Here is a 19,707-nt window from a genome sequence, read left to right on the forward strand (position 1 = left end):
GACGGCTATCTTTGCATAGAAACCCGGGGTACGCTGTGCTGTGCCCAGGCTACAGAAAATTGCTTATTCCATCCTACGCCAAGTGGTACCATTGGGTCCATCTTCCAACTCAATCCCACGATGTAACAAATCTGCTCTTATTTGGTCAGCCCGCTGCCAATTTCGATCAGCACGAGCTTGAAGTCTCTCAGCAATTAATTGTTCTATTTCAGTCTTATCTTCTTCAGCAAAACCTGATTGTAAAAAAGATGCTGGATCTTCTTGTAATAGACCCAGGATCCCGGCTAAGTGCTTCAATGTATTCGCTAAAATAGATGAACGATTCTTATTGACTTCATGGCTTAGTTGGAACAAAACAGAGAGCGCTACAGGCGTATTAAAATCATCATTCATTGCTTGATTAAATTCATTAATCCAATGATTATCTAACTCACCATCTGCAGCAGTATGGCTGTCTTTTATTGTCTGGTATAAGCGCGTTAACGCTTTCTTAGTATTCGCTAAATTTTCTTCGGAATAATTTAATGGACTACGATAATGGCTACTTAAAAGAAAATAGCGTACAACCTCTGGGTGATGCTTGGCCAAAACATCAGCTATTGTAAAAAAATTACCCAATGATTTGGACATCTTTTCATTATTGACTTGTAGCATTCCTACATGCAACCAATAATTTGCAAAAGGCTTTGCAGTAGCAGCTTCACTTTGAGCAATTTCATTTTCATGATGTGGGAATTGTAAATCCAGTCCACCTCCATGAATATCAAATTGTTCACCTAATTCACTCATAGCCATCGCAGAACATTCAATATGCCAGCCAGGGCGTCCTTCGCCCCATGGGGAAGGCCAACTTGGTTCCCCTTGCTTTGCCTTTTTCCATAGAACAAAATCTAAGGGAGAGCGTTTTTCTTTGACAATCTCTACTCGTGCTCCTGCAACTAATCCCTCTAAATCTTTATGCGATAATTTGCCGTAGTCAGCGAAAGAATCTACTTGATAACATACATCGCCATTATCACTAAGATATGCATTCCCCTTTTCTAGCAATCGCTCAATTAGGCGAATAATGCTATTGATATGTTCTGTAGCACGTGGCTCTACATCCGGAGATAAAATATTTAGAGCTTGCGTATCCTCATTCATTGCCGCGATATACTGAGCAGTCAACTCATCGATCGGTATTGCACGTTCATGCGCACGTGCAATAATTTTATCGTCAATATCTGTAATATTACGTACGTATTTTACTTCATAACCTTGAGAACGAAGGTATCGAACAATGACGTCAAAAGATACCATAGAGCGGGCATGGCCTATATGACAACGATCATATACGGTAATACCACAAACATAGATACCAATTTTTCCAGGAGAAATGGAAACAAATGGTTCTTTTGTTCTGGTTAGAGAATTATATAAATGCAACATATCTACCCCTTTAGGTTACTCTATCCTTTTGTCCAAGTATCTTTTAAGTCAACAACACGATGAAATACACTAACTCGTCCATCTTTTGACTCATTAACACAATAGTACCCTAGACGCTCAAATTGGAATACCTCACCTAATGGCTGATGGGCTAGAGCCGGCTCACAATAGGCTTGTTTTACTTGCAACGAATCATGATTTAAAAACTGGAAAAAATCCTCCTCTCGACCAGGATTCGGATCATTAAATAAACGGTCATACTCCAGTACACTCACAGGATAAGCGTGTTCACATGATACCCAATGAATGACACCTTTTACTTTTCTATCTTCTGGATTCTTTCCTAAAGTTTTTTCATCATAGGTACAACGTAACTCGACGATATTACCCTGCTCATCATGAACCACATCATGACATTTAATCACATAGGCATGACGTAAACGTACTTCAGCCCCAGGAGATAAACGGAAATATTTTTTAGGTGGTTCTTCCATGAAATCAGAACGCTCAATGAAGAGTTCGCGAGTAAAAGGTAATTCCCGCTTTTCTGAATCTGGGTCCTGCTGATTATAAGCAGGCTTTAACATGTCTACTTTGCCTTCAGGGTAATTTTCTATAACTACTTTTACAGGATCCATAACACATAAAGCACGTTTGGCAGTCCTATTCAATTCGTTACGGACGCATTCCTCAAGAATAGACATATCGATTACGGAATCACTCCGTGATATCCCTATTATTTCACAAAATTGCCGAATTGCAGCCGGTGGATAACCACGTTTACGCATTCCGCATAACGTAGGCATTCGCGGATCATCCCATCCTGAAACAGCATTTTTTTCAACTAGAGTACGTAATTTACGTTTTGATGTGACCGTATGCGATAAATTCAAGCGCGCAAACTCAGTTTGTATTGGCTTTGCCGGTAAAGGTAAATTATCAACACACCAGTCATAAAGAGGACGATGGTCTTGAAACTCTAAAGTACATAGAGAATGAGTAATTTTTTCTAGCGCATCAGAAATAGGGTGAGCATAGTCGTACATAGGATAAATACACCATTCATCCCCAGTGCGTTGATGATGCGCATGTCGAATACGATAGATTACTGGATCACGCATATTTAGGTTACCAGATTGCATATCAATCTTTGCTCTTAGCACATGCGTTCCATCAGGAAACTCTCCAGCTTTCATACGAGTAAATAAATCCAAACTTTCCTCTATAGGTCTATTTCTGTAAGGGCTTTCACGTCCAGGCTCTTGCAAAGTTCCTCGATAAGCACGAATTTCATCCATGCTTAAGCTATCAACATAAGCCAAGTCTTTTTTGATTAATAATACTGCAAAGTCATAGAGTTCATGATAGTAGTCTGAAGAATGAGTCATTGCATGCCATTCAAAACCTAGCCAACGTACGTCTTCAATAATCGCATTGACGTACTCCTCTTCTTCTTTCATTGGATTGGTATCATCAAAACGTAAAAAACAAATACCTTTAAATTCTTGTGCCAAACCAAAATTCAGGCATATAGACTTAGCATGCCCTACATGCAAATATCCATTAGGCTCAGGAGGAAAACGAGTCACTACAGACTTATGTTTGCCACTCGCTAATTCATCAGTAATCAGTTGTCTTATAAAATGAGCTCGTTTTTCAGTTAATTCTATCATTAGATTTTTCCGTCTATTATGGGCTTTTGACAATTCTACAATTCTACTATGAAGCCATTATTTTAATTATCCATCGCATGTCGCATGGAATAAATTAAATCTGCTCCCGCTTGCAATATATCATTATTCGTATTGTACGCATCCAGAATTTGCGTAATAAGGGCTGCTCCCACAATGACACCATCAGCAAAACCAGCAACCTCTGCAGCCATTTCTGGTGTTTTTATACCAAACCCCACCATTAAAGGAAGTGTGGTTTGTGCTTTCCGGTGTTGATATTGCGATTTTAAAGATGAAACATCCAACGCATTCGATCCAGTAACACCCTTTAAAGACACGTAGTACAAATAGCCCTTCGCGAATTGGTTAATTAATGCCATTCGCTCATCAGAGGTCGTAGGCGAACAAAGAAAGATACTGTATAAACCATGTTTTTGCCAGACTTTTGCTACATCCTCACTTTCTTCTGGTGGTAAGTCTACCAAAATCGTTCCATCTACACCCGCTTCCACAGCCTGTTGTGCAAACAGTTCATAACCAAAATGTTCGATAGGATTTAGATAGCCCATGAGAACAATGGGTGTCTCTTGATCCTGTACACGAAACTCCTTCACCATATTCAATACGGTATGGCAATGTACATCTTGAGCAAGTGCACGCTCCATTGCTCTTTGGATAACAGGGCCTTCTGCCATAGGATCAGAAAAAGGGATGCCTAATTCTAAAATATCAGCCCCTGCTCTAACCAATTCATGCATGAGTTTGACCGTGACTTCTGGATATGGATCCCCAGCAGTAATATAAGGGCTAAGCATTTTTTTGCCTTGAGCTTGCAGGCGCATCAAAGTTTTATCAATTCGATTCATACAGTAATTCCATCAATTTGAGCAACAGTATGCATGTCTTTATCACCACGACCAGATAAATTCACGATAATGCTTTGCTCCGCTGACATGTTCTTAGCAAGTTTCATTGCATAAGCAATTGCATGACTAGATTCAAGAGCAGGAATAATCCCTTCAACGCGTGTTAAAGTACGGAATGCATGCAAGGCTTCATCGTCATTAATTGCTTCATAAACGACACGTCCGGTATCTTTTAAGTAGGCATGTTCTGGGCCTACACCAGGATAATCAAGGCCAGCTGAAACTGAATGGGTATCTTTAATCTGACCGTATTCATCACACAGCAAATAAGTCCGGTTGCCATGTAAAACACCCGGTTTTCCAGCAATCAGCGACGCAGAATGTTCACCACTTTCTAGCCCTTTTCCTCCAGCTTCAACACCATAGATAGCCACTGTTGAATCATTCAGGAAAGGATAAAATAAACCGATTGCATTGGAACCGCCACCGACGCAGGCCACCAGGGCATCAGGCAAGTGTCCTGTTTTTTCCAAAAACTGGGCGCGCGCTTCAATACCAATAATTGCTTGAAAATCGCGAACCATTTGCGGATATGGATGTGGACCGGCAACCGTGCCAATAATATAAAAAGTATCATCAATATGACTTACCCAATCGCGCATGGCTTCATTTAATGCATCTTTTAACGTGCGTGATCCCGCAGTGACCGGAACAACCTCTGCTCCCAACAATTTCATGCGATAAACATTTGATGATTGACGTTTTATGTCTTCAGCACCCATATATACGACACATTCTAAACCTAATTTAGCAGCTACTGTTGCTGAGGCAACTCCATGTTGACCTGCACCCGTTTCAGCAATGACTCGCGTTTTTCCCATGCGCTTGGCAAGTAACGCTTGTCCTACAGTATTATTAATTTTATGTGCACCAGTATGATTCAAATCCTCTCGCTTTAAGTAGATTTGTGCACCACCAAGCTCCTGACTTAAACGTCGTGCATGATACAGTGGATTGGGACGTCCCACATAATCTTTTAATTCAACATTCAGCTCAGCTAAAAACTCAGGATCTTTTCGATATTTTGCATAAGCCTCTTCCAATTGCTTCAATGCGTACATCAAAGTATCTGCAACAAAAATACCGCCGTAGGGGCCAAAGTGCCCGCGCTCATCAGGAAGCTCTTTTTTGCTCATTATCTACCTTATTACTTCTTATAAACGTAGCCTGGGTGAAGCGCAGCGTAACCCGGGAATATTGGATTACTAATCCTGGGTTATGCTGCGCTTCACCCAGGCTACTACTACATTATCTATGTATTAATTTCTGCATAAATCGACTCATTTTGCCATGATCTTTAACTCCAGGCGACATCTCAATGCCACTGCACAGATCTACAGCATAAGGATGGCATGATTTAATTGCCTCGAGTACATTAAACTCATCTAATCCACCAGCCAGCAGGAAAGGCTTTTCTACTTTTTGGGGAATAATACTCCAGTCAAAAACACACCCAGTACCACCTCGTGCCACATTAGAAGGAGTATCCAGTAACAATGCACGTGCGGTCATAAAATCCCGTGCCGCCTGATGAATATGTTCTGTCGAATCACAATGAATGGCTTTAATAAAAGGTTTATTAAATTGCTGGCAAAACTCAGCTGATTCATCTCCATGAAATTGCAATAACTGAATTGGTAATTCCTCTACTATTTCATAGACAAAATCTCGCTCAGGATTAACCAAAACAGCAACTGCATCTACAAGTGCAGGAAGGTCTCTTAATAAAATTTTTGCCTGCGCGACTGAGACACAACGAGCACTTTTTGGATAAAAGATCAAACCTATAGCATCAACACCTAGATTAACCGCATGTGCGATATCTTCGTTACGTGTCATACCACACATTTTGACTCGTACACGTGCCAGATTCAATTATTTCTCCAAAAGAAAAGTAGGCCCCGGACCACTTTGTAATATAGAAAACTCCTGAGGATAAGTTACTTGCACCAAATACAAACCATAAGCAGGTGCTGTTTCAGCACCTAATCGTCTGTCTTTTGCTTTAAGTACTTCATCGACCCAAGCCACAGGATGCTTACCTGATCCTACTGCAATTAACACACCAGCAATGTTTCGTACCATATGATGCAAAAAAGCATTGGCAGTAATATCGATTACCACCAAATCCCCCATGCGACTAACCTGTAATTTGTGGATATTTCGCATAGGTGTATTCGATTGACACTCAACGGAACGAAATGAAGTAAAATCATTTTCTCCTAGTAAAACTTGGGCTGCTTGATGCATCAAGCGGTGATCTAGTTGCCTGTATTGCCAAGTTACATTACTTCGTAATAAAGCAGGTCTAATGGCACAATTATAAATCACATAACGATATCGTCTTGCGGTAGCGGAATATCGTGCGTGGAACTCTTCTGATAATTCTTTTCCCCACTTAACACAAACATCTTTAGGCAAAAAAGAATTCGCACCATGAATCCAGGCACGAATGCTGCGAACTTTATCGCAGTCAAAATGAATTACTTGATTTGTAGCGTGCACGCCAGTATCTGTCCTACCTGCGCACACAACAGAAATAGGGCAATCAGCTACTCTTGATAAAGCATGTTCTACGGCTTGTTGCACAGTATGCAAGCCTGTTTGTGCTTGCCAGCCATGATACTGGCTACCATCGTACTCAAGCACTAAGGCGATACGCATTGATTATTCCTGAAAAAAAGGATCAATTTATAATACAGTATATGTTTTGTCTATACCCTATAATCCTAAAAATGCAATGGCGTAGAAATTTGTAATTTTAATCATGGTCGCGTGAATATAAAAAATTTTCTCAAAAAGTTCAGTCTTCTATCTTCTAATAGAAACAACCATTCCTGCAATTTAATGAGCCCCCTACCCTAAATCGAAATATTTTATGACCTACGAGTTCTTTTCTCTCTCTTGATATTCCTTGACCATAAAGTTAAAGTCATCTTATAACTATAGTACATTCATCACTGAAATTGCTTACTTTATAATCAAGCTAATTAATATTAGATATGCTCAATCAATTAGTCCTTGTGAATGGGAACCTTATTAAGCTGAATTTATATTTCGCGGTGTAACCAGGGTAAAGCACAGCCAACCCTGGGACTTTCTGCAGACTCCCCGGCTTAGGCTTACGCCTTCCCCCAGACTACAAAACTACAAAGTACTAAAATATTAGGACTTCCCTTTAATCTCATCAATTAAACGTTGTGCGTCTTCTTGTTGTGATTTACTTCCATGTTCCATGACTTCATTCAAGGAATGTAATGCTGATTCTATATCTTCCATTCCTATATAGGTTCTTGCTAAAGCTAATAGTGTGTCTAATGCTTTTTTATTCTTTAAATTAGCCAGATTTTTACCCTGCTCATCCTCTTGTGTATGTACATCGGCAGATGCAGAAGGAACAAAATCCAAACTATTTTCATCCTCGCTAATTTGTTCTTGAGTATTTTCTTTGGGGGTTGGGTTTTCTGTAAGTAAGTGATGTAGACCTGATTCAAACTCCAGTAGATTATCTTCCTGGGAGGCATCACTTGTCGCGTTTTGGTTTCCATCAGACTGAGAAGATGGTTTATTTTCATTCTCAGTTGGAATCATTTCCAATAATTGCTCTTCATCTGTAGCTGTGGGCTCAGCCTCAATAGCAAGTGAACTATGTTCTGGAGACATACCCGCTGACTCTAAATACTTCTTTTCTTCAAGCTCAACTAATTGCTCAGAGCTACTTGATGCAAGATCAGGAACTATCTCCGGCTTAGTCTCAGTCTCCATATTTAATCCGGGTTCAAGCTCTATCTCAGGTTCAGGTTTTATCTCAGGTTCAGGTTTTATCTCAGGTTCAGGTTTTATCTCAGGTTCAGGTTTTATCTCAGGTTCAGGTTTTATCTGAGGCTCAGGTTTTATCTGAGGCTCAGGTTTTATCTCAGGCTCAGGTTTTATCTCAGGCTCAGGTTTTATCTCAGGCTCGGGTTTTATCTCAGGCTCAGGTTTTATCTCAGGCTCAGGTTTAGGTTTTAGCTTACTTTCTGGTTTTAATTTGGGTTTAGATTGTAGCTCAAGCCCAGTCTTTAACTCTGGTTCGGGCTTTGACTCAGACTCAGACGCTTCTAATTTAGGCTCTGATTTTACTTCCTGTAGTGGCTCCTGCATACCGTCCGCTTCTTTCGGGCTAATAACAGGTAGCATTGAAGATGTTGCTAAGGTAGAAGAGTTAGTCGCTGTAGATCTGGCTTTTTTTGCTTGATCAGAACGTTTAAAATAATAATAAGTAGCAACACCAACGCCTCCACCACCAATAAGTAATAACATAAATAAAAACCAAAAATCAGAAGATGAGTTGTTAGGCGAGCTAGAGCTGGCTTGTCCTGCAATTGCCATGCGCTCTTTCATCATAGTTTGAATTTGATTATGAAGTAATTGAAGTTCTTTATCGCGCGCATCTAATTGTTCTTGCAGTTTTTTATTTTGCGCGTGTAAAAAACTCAATTGTTCTGTCATCTGAGCATTAGACTCTCGTAAAGAATCTACCGCGGCACTGGTTATTGATATTTCAGCCTTAAGTGTCCTACTTTGTTCTGGGCTTACTTGCTTTGATGTTTCCAAAGATGGTATTGAAGACAAAATACGATCTGGCATAGAAGCTTCGGGCTCAGAAAACTTTGGCACAGGAGGTATTTGTGAATACTCAACCACCGCGTTAGAAGCTTGCCCAGTAATATAAGGTGGAGCCAACACATGATTAATCGATGTTTTTTCGTTCCAGGCCTTATCATGGGCCATTACTTCAACAGTAGCTAGATCAGCTGGTACCTCAAGGAACTTTTTATCAGAAGGAATTTTAAGGCGGACACCCATTTTCAATCCATTCAAGTTGCCATCAACAAAAGCATCAGGATTTGTTCCCACAATAGCTAAAACAATTTGCGGTAAAATTGCCTCTGTAGTTTTATATCTTTGAGCGATTTGCCATACATTTTCATTGGATGAGGTAGGACCATAAATTGGTTTTTTCTTTTTCCCACTCGGTTCACCAGCAGAAACTGCTGTATTTTGGTGATAATTAGTGAATTTTCGCTGATAAGTTAGCCCGCTTTGTGCCGTTGTATTAGTTAATTTATAACCCGGCGGGTCTAACAATACGGTGTAAACTTTATAGATTTGTCCTTTAGGCCAAGTTAACTCCACAATAAGTTGCATATAAGGCTCTGTCATTCGCGCTGAGGAGTGTACTTCTATAACGAATTTTCCTTGTTTATTTTGTTTGATATCAAAAAAAAGAGAGCCGACTACCTCGGAACGTGCAACACCTAAACTTTGATAACTTTGTGGATCAGCAAGCGCCACTCTCATATTGGATAAAGAAGCATTGCGTGCATCAATGAGTTCAATCTCAGCAAGAAAAGGCTGGTCTAAGGCTGACTCCACTTTCATTTTACCCAAACCAAGCGCATAAACACACATAGGTAAACTCAGCGCAAATAAAGATGAAAATAAAGCCGTTTTTTTCAATCAGCGCTCCATGCCCTTAGGGGGTTGAACATAAGAATTAGTTTTAAAAAAATTAACATCATTTACTTACGTATTCAAGCAATTAGCGCTTTAATACACATTTAATCTAGAAATATTTCAATTGTGAATTCCAATTCGAATCATCCTTTATCATTCCCTATTATTCACAGAAATCATCAACCTATTTCTTTAAAATTTCTGGCCAAAATGAGCTTCCCATCTCAAGCAGAATGATTAATAATAGAAATCAATTTAAGACTATTAAAAATAGGGATAAAAATCATGGAGTTCACCAAAATAAACCCACTTGCTTTGGGAATATCTATTAGTGTCCCATCGGCAATCGCTGCATTCTTTATGGGATTAGCAGCATATGTTTTTTTTGCTGATAAACCCATTGTAGGCATGGTTGGAAATATGTATTTATCATATAACCCCTCTTTGGCCAATGCTGGCCTTGGTGCAGCAATAGTACTCATGAATACATTCATCAGTACTTATATTGCTGCATGGATATACAACTTTCTACTTGATTACATTAGATAAGCGTCGTTTCTCGAGTTGGATCTTGGTTTTTTGCAGCATCATGATAATTAGACACAGCATAACATTCTTCAAGCGAAATGAAATCAAACCAGCAGGTCTGCAGCAACATCAAGGTCTTATATCCCATTTCAATGTTCGTTGCAATTAATTGCTCGATAAGTAATTCTAATTGTTCATGCTGATGCAATAATTGTTTTGATTTCGGCTTTTCTTTAGACATTTTGGCAAACATAGCCTGAAACCGCTCTTCTACCATTTTAGGAACTGTCGAATTACCATCAAAAATACGATGATCTGCACTGATGGATACTGGCAACATATCTTTAGGCTCAAATGATTGGGTATCTTTTTGCCAAACAAGTTTGCGGTCAACTTCCGTTATAGTAAATCTCATGGCTTCCGTTTTACGGAGAGGCGCTACCGATTGGGTATAACCAAAAATACCAATATTACTTAATGTGATATAAGGAGTTCCAGCGAGAGGATATGGATACGTGTTATAAGCATATTCATAAACCATATCTTTCATAAGTTGCTGCACACGTGGATTTGTTTTTTCAAGTTGTTCACGTTTTTTATAACAATAAGCCATCATATTCACAATGACTCGAATTTTTGCGGACAACTCATAAAAACTAAGATTATGGCAATTTTCAAAAACAATCGTACCTAAATGATCGCCACATCCTGGCAACATGACGACCAGACCAACATAGGCTTCTTTGGTTTGAAAGATTTTTCTAAAGCTTAAGTAATTTCTATGATGATCAGATAATGTCATCCATGAACTAACCGCCTGCAACATCAAAGTAGTCAAAGTTTCTGAAGCAAATTTTTTATTAAAAAAATCAAGGCATGAGATATCAATACTAAACTGCCCAGTCATGGTTGGATCACTTGGTCCATCCCACTGAGTCATAAATACTTTACGAATGGGAGTCATTTCAACTTCCCGATTTGCATCAGTATAAATTTGAACTCTAGGCAATAACTCATCTGTAAACTCCATGAAATTTTTCCAATTTTCAGTAGGTTGGAGATTTACTTTACTGAGTTGCTGAGTATGTTTTTTATTGAGTGACTCTTTAAAATGAATAACACCATCAACACCTAGCAGCGCGCTAACTGATGACATATATTTATATTGCATAAAAATATTAGTTATCAATTGGTCTTCTAGGTAAGCGATTTTTGGCTTTATTTCTTCAACATTGGGCATTCCAATATCACGATATAAATCCGCTTCACACACATGGCGATGTTCATCTTCTAGAATGGTTGTGAATACTTTTGGGGCGACACCATAACGATGTAAACTTTCAAAAATTTCCTCGATCCATCCTTCACCAATAAGGTTAAGTAACATAATTGCTACTTTGGGACACGTTTCATTACGGATAAAGTTACAAATAAGTTCAATATGCGGACTGTACGGAGGTGGCGATGCGTAGGGAGCACACAGCATATAAACAATTTTAGTAAACACCAAACCATGAAATATTTCGTCAAGCAATTGTTGACGCATACGCTCTCTGTATTCAGCAGTCGACATTTTTGATTCAAACTTAAGAGGAATTTGAACCGCTAAAACTTCAAGCTGCGCTAAAAGTGAAAACGTGTAAATGTAAAAAAGTTTGTCAGATTTAAGCTCAAAAGGTAAACCATCGCAAAATAACTCATTTATCCTATTTTTAATGAGTTGTTTCTCATCCGCAGTAATCTTGTTCCACCCTTCTAAAATCCATTTTTCAGCACCCCAAGATGGCCTAAGTAATTCAGTAAGTTCATCCACGATATTTACCATAAAATCAAAGATTTTCCAGTATAGACATAGCAGGCTCATGAGTCAATCGTACTCTGCTGCAAACCTTTTTTGGTAATATAACGCATCTTTTTTTGCCATGATAAAAATTACATGCTATCGAATACAAGTTTTCAATTTATGGCACATGATGAACTACTTCCAATGACTATGATAATGATTAATAATGGAATCGTTATTATGAATCATAAGGCAATTATCATGACATTTGGCAAAATAGATCCCATGTCTTTAGGAGTATCTCTTGGTATTTTATCTGGAGTATCCACTATTTTTATGGGCTTGATTCTTTTAATTTTTAATACTGGAAAGCCCTTTAATGGCACGATGGGAGCACTATACATTACTTACGACTTTACTTTGCTTCAATGTTTGTTAGGTGGCGCAGCCGTAGCTGTAAGTACATTCATTGGCAGTTATATTATTGCCTGGATCTACAATCTATTGAGAAACAAATTAAACAGCTAATACGACCAGGTTACACCAGAGGTTATGACGTTTTATGAATTACCAGTATCGTTTGTCCTATTGCATTACCACCCCCTCTAATTCATAATTTATTACCTTGCTTTTCTTCTGGGTAACTATGTCAGCATCTTTAATTGATGGAAAAGTCGTCTCCTCTCTTCGTCGAGATACATTAAAAGACCACGTGCGTGAGCACATAGAAAAAACTCAGCGCGCCCCGGGTCTTGCCGTTGTTCTCATTGGCAATGATCCTGCCTCTTCTGTTTATGTAGCGAATAAGCGTAAAGCGTGCGCGGATGTGGGTATTACCTCTCACTCTTTTGATTTACCTGAAGAAACAACACAAGAAGAACTACTGAAGCTGATCGATGATTTAAATCGCGCGGATCAAATTGATGGGATTCTCATTCAACTACCATTGCCTAAGCACATTAATGAGCGCGTCATCATTGAGCACATTAAACCAGAAAAGGATGTTGATGGCTTCCACCCTTATAATTTAGGACGACTTGCTCAACGTAATCCATTATTGCGCCCATGTACCCCGCTGGGCATCATGCACTTATTGCAACACTATCAGATCGACGTTAAAAGAAAACACGCGCTTGTGATTGGTGCATCGAATATTGTTGGGCGGCCTATGAGCCTAGAACTACTCCTCGCAGGAGCAACAGTCACTATTGCCCACAAGTTCACCCAACAATTAGAAAAATTTGTCCGTATCGCGGATATTGTCATAGTGGCAACAGGTAAAATGGATGTTTTAGATACCTCATGGCTTCAGAAAGAGCAAATCATTATAGACGTTGGCATTCATCGATTGGCAGATGGCAGCATACGAGGAGATATAGATTTTAAAGATGCTGTAAACAGAGTCGCATGGATTACGCCCGTACCTGGGGGCGTAGGACCTATGACTATAGTTACACTGCTTGAAAATACATTAAAGGCTGCAATGCTAAGAAATAAATAGAAAAGCAAAACATTTTATTTCCTGGGCCCGCATACGCTACGCCCAGGATAAAAATAAATTATTTATCTAAAACATCCCAATCAAAATCACCACTCAATTCATCAAAATCATCTTTAAACTCTTCTTTTAAACGCTTACGCTCGAGCTTTTCTTCGAGCATACGTCTAACGTTTTTTCGATGCGCGGAAGAGTCTATATCCTCATCATAATTATAATCAGAGAACGATTGGTCATCATAATCTTCGTGAAGCGCCATAGCTTTCCCCTTTTATACTCTCTTAAAAGGAGTATAGTAGACAATCACAAAAATGTTTTAGGAACCACATGCTCAGTTATCAACATGGATATCATGCAGGAAATTTTGCAGATGTCATCAAACACCTCGCTTTAACACGTCTTCTGGACTACTTAACACGTAAAGAAAAGCCTCTATTTTATCTTGAGACTCATTCAGGAAAAGGCTTATATGATTTAAAAAATAAACAAGCGGAAAAAACCCAGGAATACAAACAAGGCATAAAACTGATTTGGTCTGAAAAAAGCGCCCTACCCGCTGTGTTTCAAGACTACATTCAGGTCATTAAAGAACTCAACCTTACTGATGCATTACGAAGCTATCCCGGCTCTCCGTTTTTCACAATAAACAAGTTACGCATGCAAGATAGAATGTATTTTTGCGAGCTTCATCCTAGAGAGTTTGAAGCACTGAGCCAACTGCCGTGCTTTAATAAAAAAGTACATTTTAGTAGGACGGATGGCGTAGCTGCAATGAAAGCATTACTGCCGCCACCTGAAAAAAGAGGGCTGATTTTCATTGACCCATCGTTTGAAATAAAAGAAGAATACAAGGAAATCCCCCTTGCCATAAAACACGCTTACTCTCGTTTTGCTACAGGAGTATATTGTCTTTGGTATCCATTGGTCGATAAAAAACTAACGGAAAGACTCAATAGATATATGAAAGAAATCAACGCAAAAAATGCCTTACACATTGAATTTAGCCTGACGTCAGCTCCGATGGGAGGAATGTCCGGTTGTGGTTTGTGGGTTATAAATCCACCATTCACTTTGGCAGAAGAAATGCAAACAATATTAAATTCACTTAAAATTTATTTTAACCCAGGTGTCTCCTCTTATATTATTGAGAGCTATTCATGACTATTTTCCCCATTCCTGCTTTTTCAGATAATTATATCTGGGCAATTATTGATAAAACCACAGGGGTATTTGACTGTGTGGACCCTGGTGACGCTGAGCCAGTATTGCAATTTGCACATGCACATCAGCTGAAACTACGAGCCATTTTATTAACTCATCATCACCAAGATCATATTGGCGGTGTGGGTCAATTACTCAAAACCTATCCTACATGCATCGTGTATGGTCCAAATGATTCTCGCATCTCCAATATAACTCATACCGTGCAAGAACATCAAACCATCCAAGTTGGGCGCTGTATTTTTAAAATTTTATTCAATCCAGGACATACCTCAAGTCATATTAGTTATTATGAGCCCCAACACGAATTATTGTTTTGTGGTGACACACTTTTTTCTGCCGGTTGTGGACGTGTTTTTGATGGAACTTTAGAGCAACTGCATCAGTCACTAAATCTTTTCAAAACATTACCCATTACTACAAAAATCTTTTGTGCTCATGAATACACCCAACAAAATTTACGCTTTGCACAAACTGTGGAGCCCAATAATTCTGTTATTCAAAAATACTTGCAGAAAATACATAGCGCACCCAGCTCGTGTACCCTTCCATCAACATTAGAACAAGAATTATTAATTAATCCTTTTTTACGCACTGATAATTCTGAAGTACAAAAATACGCATTGGCGCATAGAGCATCATCAAATAACTCATTAGAAATATTTAAAGTTCTAAGAGAAGAAAAAAACCTGTTTAAATAATTAACCAGAAAGAGCTGATTTAATCCTTTATGGATTAATCGAATGCAAATAGGGTTTAATCCTATAACTAATTTTAGTAAACTCAGTAGCTAATAATATTCATAGGTAATTGCCATTGAAATTTAAGTTTTTCAAAATAAAAGTATTTTTATTCTGGTTACTCATTTTTTTTGGCATTACTAATGAGTTAGCATATGCAGCTCCTGACGTATGGGAAGTATTGCGTGCCGAATTCACTTTAAATCACGAAACCTCACGTCCTGAAGTGCAAGAGCAAATCCGATGGTTAGTAGCCCATCCTAGCTATATTCATAAAGTATGCCGCCAAGCAGAACCCTACATTTATCATATTATTGATGAAGTTAAAAAAAGAAAGATTCCTGGTGAACTGGCTCTCCTCCCTATGATTGAAAGTGCGTTTGACCCTTTTGCTTACTCTGTGGCCGGTGCAGCAGGATTATGGCAATTAATGCCACGAACGGGGGCTGGTTTAGGTCTAAAACAAGATTGGTGGTTTGACGCCAGACGCAGTGTCAGATCGTCCACTGATGCCGCGCTAAGCTATCTGCTTTATCTCAATAAATTCTTTAATGGCAACTGGACTTTAGCCATAGCAGCCTATGATGCTGGAGAGGGAACGATTGATCGGGCAATCAAAGCCACAGGAGCTCGCACAACAAATTTTTGGGAATTAACTGTTCCCAAAGAAACCCAAGCTTATGTTCCTCGATTGCTCGCCTTAGCAGAAATCATTAGAGATCCGGGACGCTATAAATTAACACTGCCCGAAATACCCTATATTCCTTATTTCGAGGAAGTCAGTATAGGAAGCCCAATAGACTTAAACCACGCCGCAAAAATGGCGGGAATTAGTTATAAAGAGTTAATTAAATTAAATCCAGGATTTAACCGCTGGACCACAGATCCTCATAAACCAATTAAATTGCTTATTCCCGCTGAGAAAGTACAACAATTCAATTTTAATCTTGCCAACCTTCCTGAAGAACGACGAGTAAGCTGGGAAATACATACAGTAAAACCAGGAGATAGCCTAGACAATATTGCTGTTCGTTATCACACAACAGTTAGTTTTATTAAACAGCTAAATCAGCTAACAAGTAATCAAATTAGACTCAATCAATCTATTTTAATTCCGAGTACCAAAAATACTCCTGTTGTTGTGAAACAAGAACCCACCGCTGCAACCATCCCTTTAGAGCATCATATCATTGCAGCACGAAATCATCGTGTCATTCACATTGTTCAAGAAAATGATACTTATCAAAAACTGATAAAAACTTATAACGTCAGTATTCAAGATATTCAGAGATGGAATAGATTAGCAAACAATCAACCTTTAAAAACAGGACAACAACTTGTAATCTGGAAAAAAGTAAATCAACCTATCCAATATATTGTAAAAAAGGGTGACAGTCTTAGTAGCATAGCGCAACAACATCAAACTAAAATAGAGCGTATCATCGCATTAAACCCTAGCCTTAAACGGAATGATCCACTCTACAGTGGACAAAAATTATTTGTTGGGTAACTTTGTCTTTTAAGCAACTAGAAACTATTATTGATTTTAGCTCTTAATCATTCTGCTTCAGAAATTGGCTAATCGTTTTTACGAACCACATAATTACCCGTTATTAGCAATTATTTTACATTTCTGGCATAAAGCAAGGAGGAGAGCACAAAAACTTGTGTTATACTCAAAGTAACTTATTTTATAGTATTAAAATATATGAAATTACTATTTGATTTTTTTCCTATAGTTTTATTTTTTATAGTATACAAATTTTTCGGTATCTATACTGCAACTGCTATAGCTATGATTGCGTCCTTAAGCCAGGTCGCTTTTTATCGATTAAAATTCCAACATTATGAAAAAATGCATTTAATTAGCCTTGCAATAATCATGGTCTTGGGGGGCGCGACACTCTTCTTCCATAACCCCTGGTTTATTAAATGGAAACCAACAGGTATTTATTGGCTCTCTGCTTTAGTCTTTTTCAGTTCAGGTTACATTGGCAGTAAGCCGTTGATCCAAAAAATGATGGAGGCCAATGTAACGCTACCTGGAAAAATTTGGCATAGACTTAATATGGCATGGGTATTGTTTTTCCTACTAATGGGTGCAGTAAATATTTACGTTGCCTACAATTATAATACTGACGCCTGGGTTAACTTTAAGTTATTCGGTGGGGTTGGTTTTACTCTGCTTTTTGTGTTAATTCAAGCTTTTTATCTTACAAAACATATGGATGAAACCGGCCTTGAAAAACAATAGGAGCAAGAATGAGACTATTGCTAGTTGAAGATGACGAATTACTTGGTGATGCGGTCAAAACAGGATTAACCCAGTTCGGTTATATTGTAGATTGGCTCAAAGATGGTGAAGCCGCCCGCGCTGCTCTAAAATCAGAATCATTTGAACTAATTATCTTGGATTTAGGTTTACCTAAACTCTCTGGACTCGCATTACTACAAAGTGTACGCCATGACGGCAATCCTACTCCCGTTATTATTTTAACTGCCCGAGAATCAGTTGAAGACCGTGTAAAAGGTTTGGATAGTGGCGCAGATGATTATCTAATAAAACCCTTCGATCTCAATGAACTCAGTGCACGCATCAGAGCTTTAGTCAGGCGCTCACAGGGACGAGCTGATTCAGTTCTGCAATATAGAAATATTACCCTAGATCCCGCTGCTCATTCGGTATTTGTTGATGATGTTTTAGTTAATGTTCCACGCCGAGAATTCGCACTGTTACAGAAACTTCTAGAAAACAGCGGCCAAGTTTTATCACGCGAACAACTCATGCAAAGCATCTATGGCTGGGAAGAGGATGTAGACAGTAATGCATTAGAAGTTCATATACATAATTTACGCAAAAAGCTTAATGCCAACTTTATTAGAACCATTAGAGGCGTTGGATATATGGCAGAAAAAAATGATGGTATCGCTGTATCGTGAAATCATCTATAAGAAAATTTCTTCTCATCAATCTGTTGTTGGCCATTACGATAACGACCACATTAACTGCTATAGGTAACTATTACCTTGATCAAAAGGATATTCAGGAACATTTGGATAGTCTAATGGCAGTTTCTGCGCTTTCATATCAAGCTTTATTGGGAGAGGACCTCCACCAGCGTCCTCTTGCTAAAATTCAAGAAGCACTCGAAACAATCCCGCAAAAAATTGATACCTACTATCAGAAAAGATTTTTAAATGAAGAACCCCCAGAAAATTATCTCGATAAATTTAATTTTCAGGTTTGGACCAATGGCGGAAAATTACTGTTACACTCATCTTCAGCACCAAAAATTCCTTTAACCTCGGAAGTTGATGGATTTAGTGATAAAAAAATATCAAACCAGGATTGGCGTGTATTTACTACATACAATGATAAAGCAGGAATCCGCACTGTTTTAGCTGAGCGCTATGATACGCGAAATGAGCTTGGCCATCGAATTGCTCAAGATGATCTTTATATCATGCTTTTAACCTTTCCGTTATCTGGCTTGTTAATTTGGATTATTATTGGTCGAGGATTAGATAGCCTGGATAAAGTTGCCGAAGAAGTTGCCAACCGTGCTCCCAGCCATCTTGAACCAGTCGATTTACACGAAGTGCCCGAAGAAATTAAACCTGTCATCGATGAATTGAATAAATTATTCTTTAGACTGAAAGAAGGATTTGAACGCGAAAAGCGTTTTGCTGCAGATGCGGCACATGAGCTGCGCACCCCACTTGCTGCACTTAAAACACAAGCACAAGTTGCCTTACATTCTAATGATATAGAAGAAAAAAATCAGGCATTACAAAAGCTTATTGCCAGCGTTAACCGTAGTACACATATAGTCCAGCAGTTACTGACTATGAGCCGTCTTGTGCCTGAAGCAGCTCACATGGAAGAAAAGGATGAGGTCAATCTAAGTAGGCTAACCCGAGAAATACTGGCCATGCTTGCACCAGCTGCTGTGGAAAAACAAATTGACCTTGAATTTGAAAGCGATGAGGAAAACTTAACTATTTATGGCAATTCAACTGCTCTAGGAATATTAATTCGCAATCTTGTAGATAACGCCATACGTTACTGTAATGAACATGGTCGGATTATAGTGCGTTTAGCCAAGCGGCAGAACGAAATAATGCTAGAAGTTAGTGATAATGGCCCAGGTATTCCTTCAGAATTACAACCACGTGTTTTCGAACGTTTTTTCCGTGTCCTCGGAAATAAGAGTCCAGGAAGCGGTCTTGGCTTGGCAATAGTTCAACAAATTGCCGAGTTGCATGGTGGAAGACTGATGATGGATACGCCAAAAGAAGGCACAGGTTTAATTGTACGATTCTTTTTACCTATTAAAGAATAATAGTGAATCTTTTTTTGTTCATTGAAGCCTGGGTGCAGCGCAGCGGAACCCGGGAATTTAGCATTAAT

General features: G+C 38.8%; 18 protein-coding genes. 8 read left to right on the forward strand and 10 right to left on the reverse strand.

All coding sequences use genetic code 11. The annotated features are described in order from the left end of the window. Positions 1–63 precede the first annotated feature (63 nt). The 9 genes from cysS to BGO44_RS01840 form a co-directional block, all read right to left on the reverse strand. A complete protein-coding gene (gene cysS, locus BGO44_RS01800) occupies positions 64–1,428 on the reverse strand; it encodes a cysteine--tRNA ligase (RefSeq protein WP_273199131.1) in 1,365 nt (454 codons plus the stop codon). Positions 1,429–1,448: 20 nt separating this feature from the next. Continuing rightward, positions 1,449–3,101 carry a glutamine--tRNA ligase/YqeY domain fusion protein gene (locus BGO44_RS01805; RefSeq protein WP_273199129.1) on the reverse strand — a complete coding sequence of 551 codons (1,653 nt, stop codon included), beginning with the start codon at positions 3,099–3,101 and terminating at the stop codon, positions 1,449–1,451. 62 nt (positions 3,102–3,163) lie between these two features. Next, complete coding sequence (gene trpA, locus BGO44_RS01810; protein WP_273199127.1) at positions 3,164–3,967, reverse strand: tryptophan synthase subunit alpha; 804 nt, start codon at positions 3,965–3,967, stop codon at positions 3,164–3,166. Next, a complete protein-coding gene (gene trpB / locus BGO44_RS01815) occupies positions 3,964–5,163 on the reverse strand; it encodes a tryptophan synthase subunit beta (protein WP_273199125.1) in 1,200 nt (399 codons plus the stop codon). The genes trpA and trpB overlap by 4 nt, the downstream gene beginning before the upstream one ends. Positions 5,164–5,275: 112 nt before the next feature. Next, positions 5,276–5,902, reverse strand: coding sequence for a phosphoribosylanthranilate isomerase (locus BGO44_RS01820; RefSeq protein ID WP_273199123.1), 627 nt, complete (start codon positions 5,900–5,902; stop codon positions 5,276–5,278). Beyond that, entirely contained in the window at positions 5,903–6,691 is a 789-nt protein-coding gene (gene truA / locus BGO44_RS01825; protein ID WP_058512374.1) for a tRNA pseudouridine(38-40) synthase TruA, read from the reverse strand. A 501-nt stretch (positions 6,692–7,192) separates the two neighbouring features. After that, positions 7,193–9,529, reverse strand: a complete 2,337-nt coding sequence (locus tag BGO44_RS01830) for a motility hub landmark protein FimV (protein WP_286822649.1) — start codon at positions 9,527–9,529, stop codon at positions 7,193–7,195. A gap of 221 nt (positions 9,530–9,750) precedes the next feature. Then, positions 9,751–10,008, reverse strand: a complete 258-nt coding sequence (locus BGO44_RS01835; RefSeq protein WP_286822650.1) for a hypothetical protein — start codon at positions 10,006–10,008, stop codon at positions 9,751–9,753. 59 nt (positions 10,009–10,067) lie between these two features. Next, a complete protein-coding gene (locus tag BGO44_RS01840) occupies positions 10,068–11,867 on the reverse strand; it encodes a 2-oxo acid dehydrogenase subunit E2 (RefSeq protein WP_058512488.1) in 1,800 nt (599 codons plus the stop codon). Positions 11,868–12,077: 210 nt separating this feature from the next. Here BGO44_RS01840 and BGO44_RS01845 point away from each other — a divergent pair, with 210 nt between their 5' ends. Further along, complete coding sequence (locus tag BGO44_RS01845) at positions 12,078–12,365, forward strand: hypothetical protein (RefSeq protein WP_237760525.1); 288 nt, start codon at positions 12,078–12,080, stop codon at positions 12,363–12,365. 118 nt (positions 12,366–12,483) lie between these two features. Beyond that, a complete protein-coding gene (folD, locus tag BGO44_RS01850; RefSeq protein ID WP_273199113.1) occupies positions 12,484–13,338 on the forward strand; it encodes a bifunctional methylenetetrahydrofolate dehydrogenase/methenyltetrahydrofolate cyclohydrolase FolD in 855 nt (284 codons plus the stop codon). 58 nt (positions 13,339–13,396) lie between these two features. Here the strand turns inward: folD and BGO44_RS01855 are convergent, their stop codons facing one another. Beyond that, positions 13,397–13,594: a PA3496 family putative envelope integrity protein gene (locus BGO44_RS01855; protein WP_058512370.1), complete on the reverse strand. Its 198-nt coding sequence runs from the start codon at positions 13,592–13,594 to the stop codon at positions 13,397–13,399. A 68-nt stretch (positions 13,595–13,662) separates the two neighbouring features. Between BGO44_RS01855 and BGO44_RS01860 the strand changes: the two genes are divergently transcribed. From BGO44_RS01860 to BGO44_RS01885, 6 genes are all read left to right on the forward strand, one after another. Next, positions 13,663–14,496 carry a 23S rRNA (adenine(2030)-N(6))-methyltransferase RlmJ gene (locus BGO44_RS01860; RefSeq protein ID WP_058512369.1) on the forward strand — a complete coding sequence of 278 codons (834 nt, stop codon included), beginning with the start codon at positions 13,663–13,665 and terminating at the stop codon, positions 14,494–14,496. Further along, positions 14,493–15,257 carry a hydroxyacylglutathione hydrolase gene (gene gloB, locus BGO44_RS01865; protein WP_273199111.1) on the forward strand — a complete coding sequence of 255 codons (765 nt, stop codon included), beginning with the start codon at positions 14,493–14,495 and terminating at the stop codon, positions 15,255–15,257. Before BGO44_RS01860 ends, gloB begins: the two co-directional genes overlap by 4 nt. Before the next feature lie 115 nt (positions 15,258–15,372). Beyond that, complete coding sequence (locus BGO44_RS01870) at positions 15,373–16,806, forward strand: lytic transglycosylase (RefSeq protein ID WP_273199109.1); 1,434 nt, start codon at positions 15,373–15,375, stop codon at positions 16,804–16,806. Between the two features lie 198 nt (positions 16,807–17,004). Continuing rightward, the gene (locus BGO44_RS01875; RefSeq protein ID WP_058512366.1) at positions 17,005–17,550 is read left to right on the forward strand and encodes a septation protein A; all 546 of its coding nucleotides are present in this window, start codon (positions 17,005–17,007) and stop codon (positions 17,548–17,550) included. A gap of 8 nt (positions 17,551–17,558) precedes the next feature. Further along, positions 17,559–18,236: a response regulator gene (locus BGO44_RS01880; RefSeq protein ID WP_058512365.1), complete on the forward strand. Its 678-nt coding sequence runs from the start codon at positions 17,559–17,561 to the stop codon at positions 18,234–18,236. Continuing rightward, the gene (locus BGO44_RS01885) at positions 18,233–19,639 is read left to right on the forward strand and encodes an ATP-binding protein (RefSeq protein WP_058512364.1); all 1,407 of its coding nucleotides are present in this window, start codon (positions 18,233–18,235) and stop codon (positions 19,637–19,639) included. The genes BGO44_RS01880 and BGO44_RS01885 overlap by 4 nt, the downstream gene beginning before the upstream one ends. Positions 19,640–19,707 lie beyond the last annotated feature (68 nt).

Source organism: Legionella sp. 39-23, from assembly GCF_001897665.1.
Lineage (GTDB): Bacteria > Pseudomonadota > Gammaproteobacteria > Legionellales > Legionellaceae > Legionella > Legionella steelei.

What these genes read in the sequence shown, in the direction of transcription:
- trpB (WP_273199125.1), bottom strand. Translation starts at nt 5,163, where the DNA reads ATGAGCAAAAAAGAGCTTCCTGATGAGCGCGGGCACTTTGGCCCCTAC.
- trpA (WP_273199127.1), bottom strand. Translation starts at nt 3,967, where the DNA reads ATGAATCGAATTGATAAAACTTTGATGCGCCTGCAAGCTCAAGGCAAA.
- folD (WP_273199113.1), top strand. Translation starts at nt 12,484, where the DNA reads ATGTCAGCATCTTTAATTGATGGAAAAGTCGTCTCCTCTCTTCGTCGA.
- BGO44_RS01805 (WP_273199129.1), bottom strand. Translation starts at nt 3,101, where the DNA reads ATGATAGAATTAACTGAAAAACGAGCTCATTTTATAAGACAACTGATT.
- cysS (WP_273199131.1), bottom strand. Translation starts at nt 1,428, where the DNA reads ATGTTGCATTTATATAATTCTCTAACCAGAACAAAAGAACCATTTGTT.
- BGO44_RS01860 (WP_058512369.1), top strand. Translation starts at nt 13,663, where the DNA reads ATGCTCAGTTATCAACATGGATATCATGCAGGAAATTTTGCAGATGTC.
- BGO44_RS01845 (WP_237760525.1), top strand. Translation starts at nt 12,078, where the DNA reads ATGAATCATAAGGCAATTATCATGACATTTGGCAAAATAGATCCCATG.
- truA (WP_058512374.1), bottom strand. Translation starts at nt 6,691, where the DNA reads ATGCGTATCGCCTTAGTGCTTGAGTACGATGGTAGCCAGTATCATGGC.
- BGO44_RS01835 (WP_286822650.1), bottom strand. Translation starts at nt 10,008, where the DNA reads ATGAGTACTATTGCTGCACCAAGGCCAGCATTGGCCAAAGAGGGGTTA.
- gloB (WP_273199111.1), top strand. Translation starts at nt 14,493, where the DNA reads ATGACTATTTTCCCCATTCCTGCTTTTTCAGATAATTATATCTGGGCA.
- BGO44_RS01875 (WP_058512366.1), top strand. Translation starts at nt 17,005, where the DNA reads ATGAAATTACTATTTGATTTTTTTCCTATAGTTTTATTTTTTATAGTA.
- BGO44_RS01855 (WP_058512370.1), bottom strand. Translation starts at nt 13,594, where the DNA reads ATGGCGCTTCACGAAGATTATGATGACCAATCGTTCTCTGATTATAAT.
- BGO44_RS01880 (WP_058512365.1), top strand. Translation starts at nt 17,559, where the DNA reads ATGAGACTATTGCTAGTTGAAGATGACGAATTACTTGGTGATGCGGTC.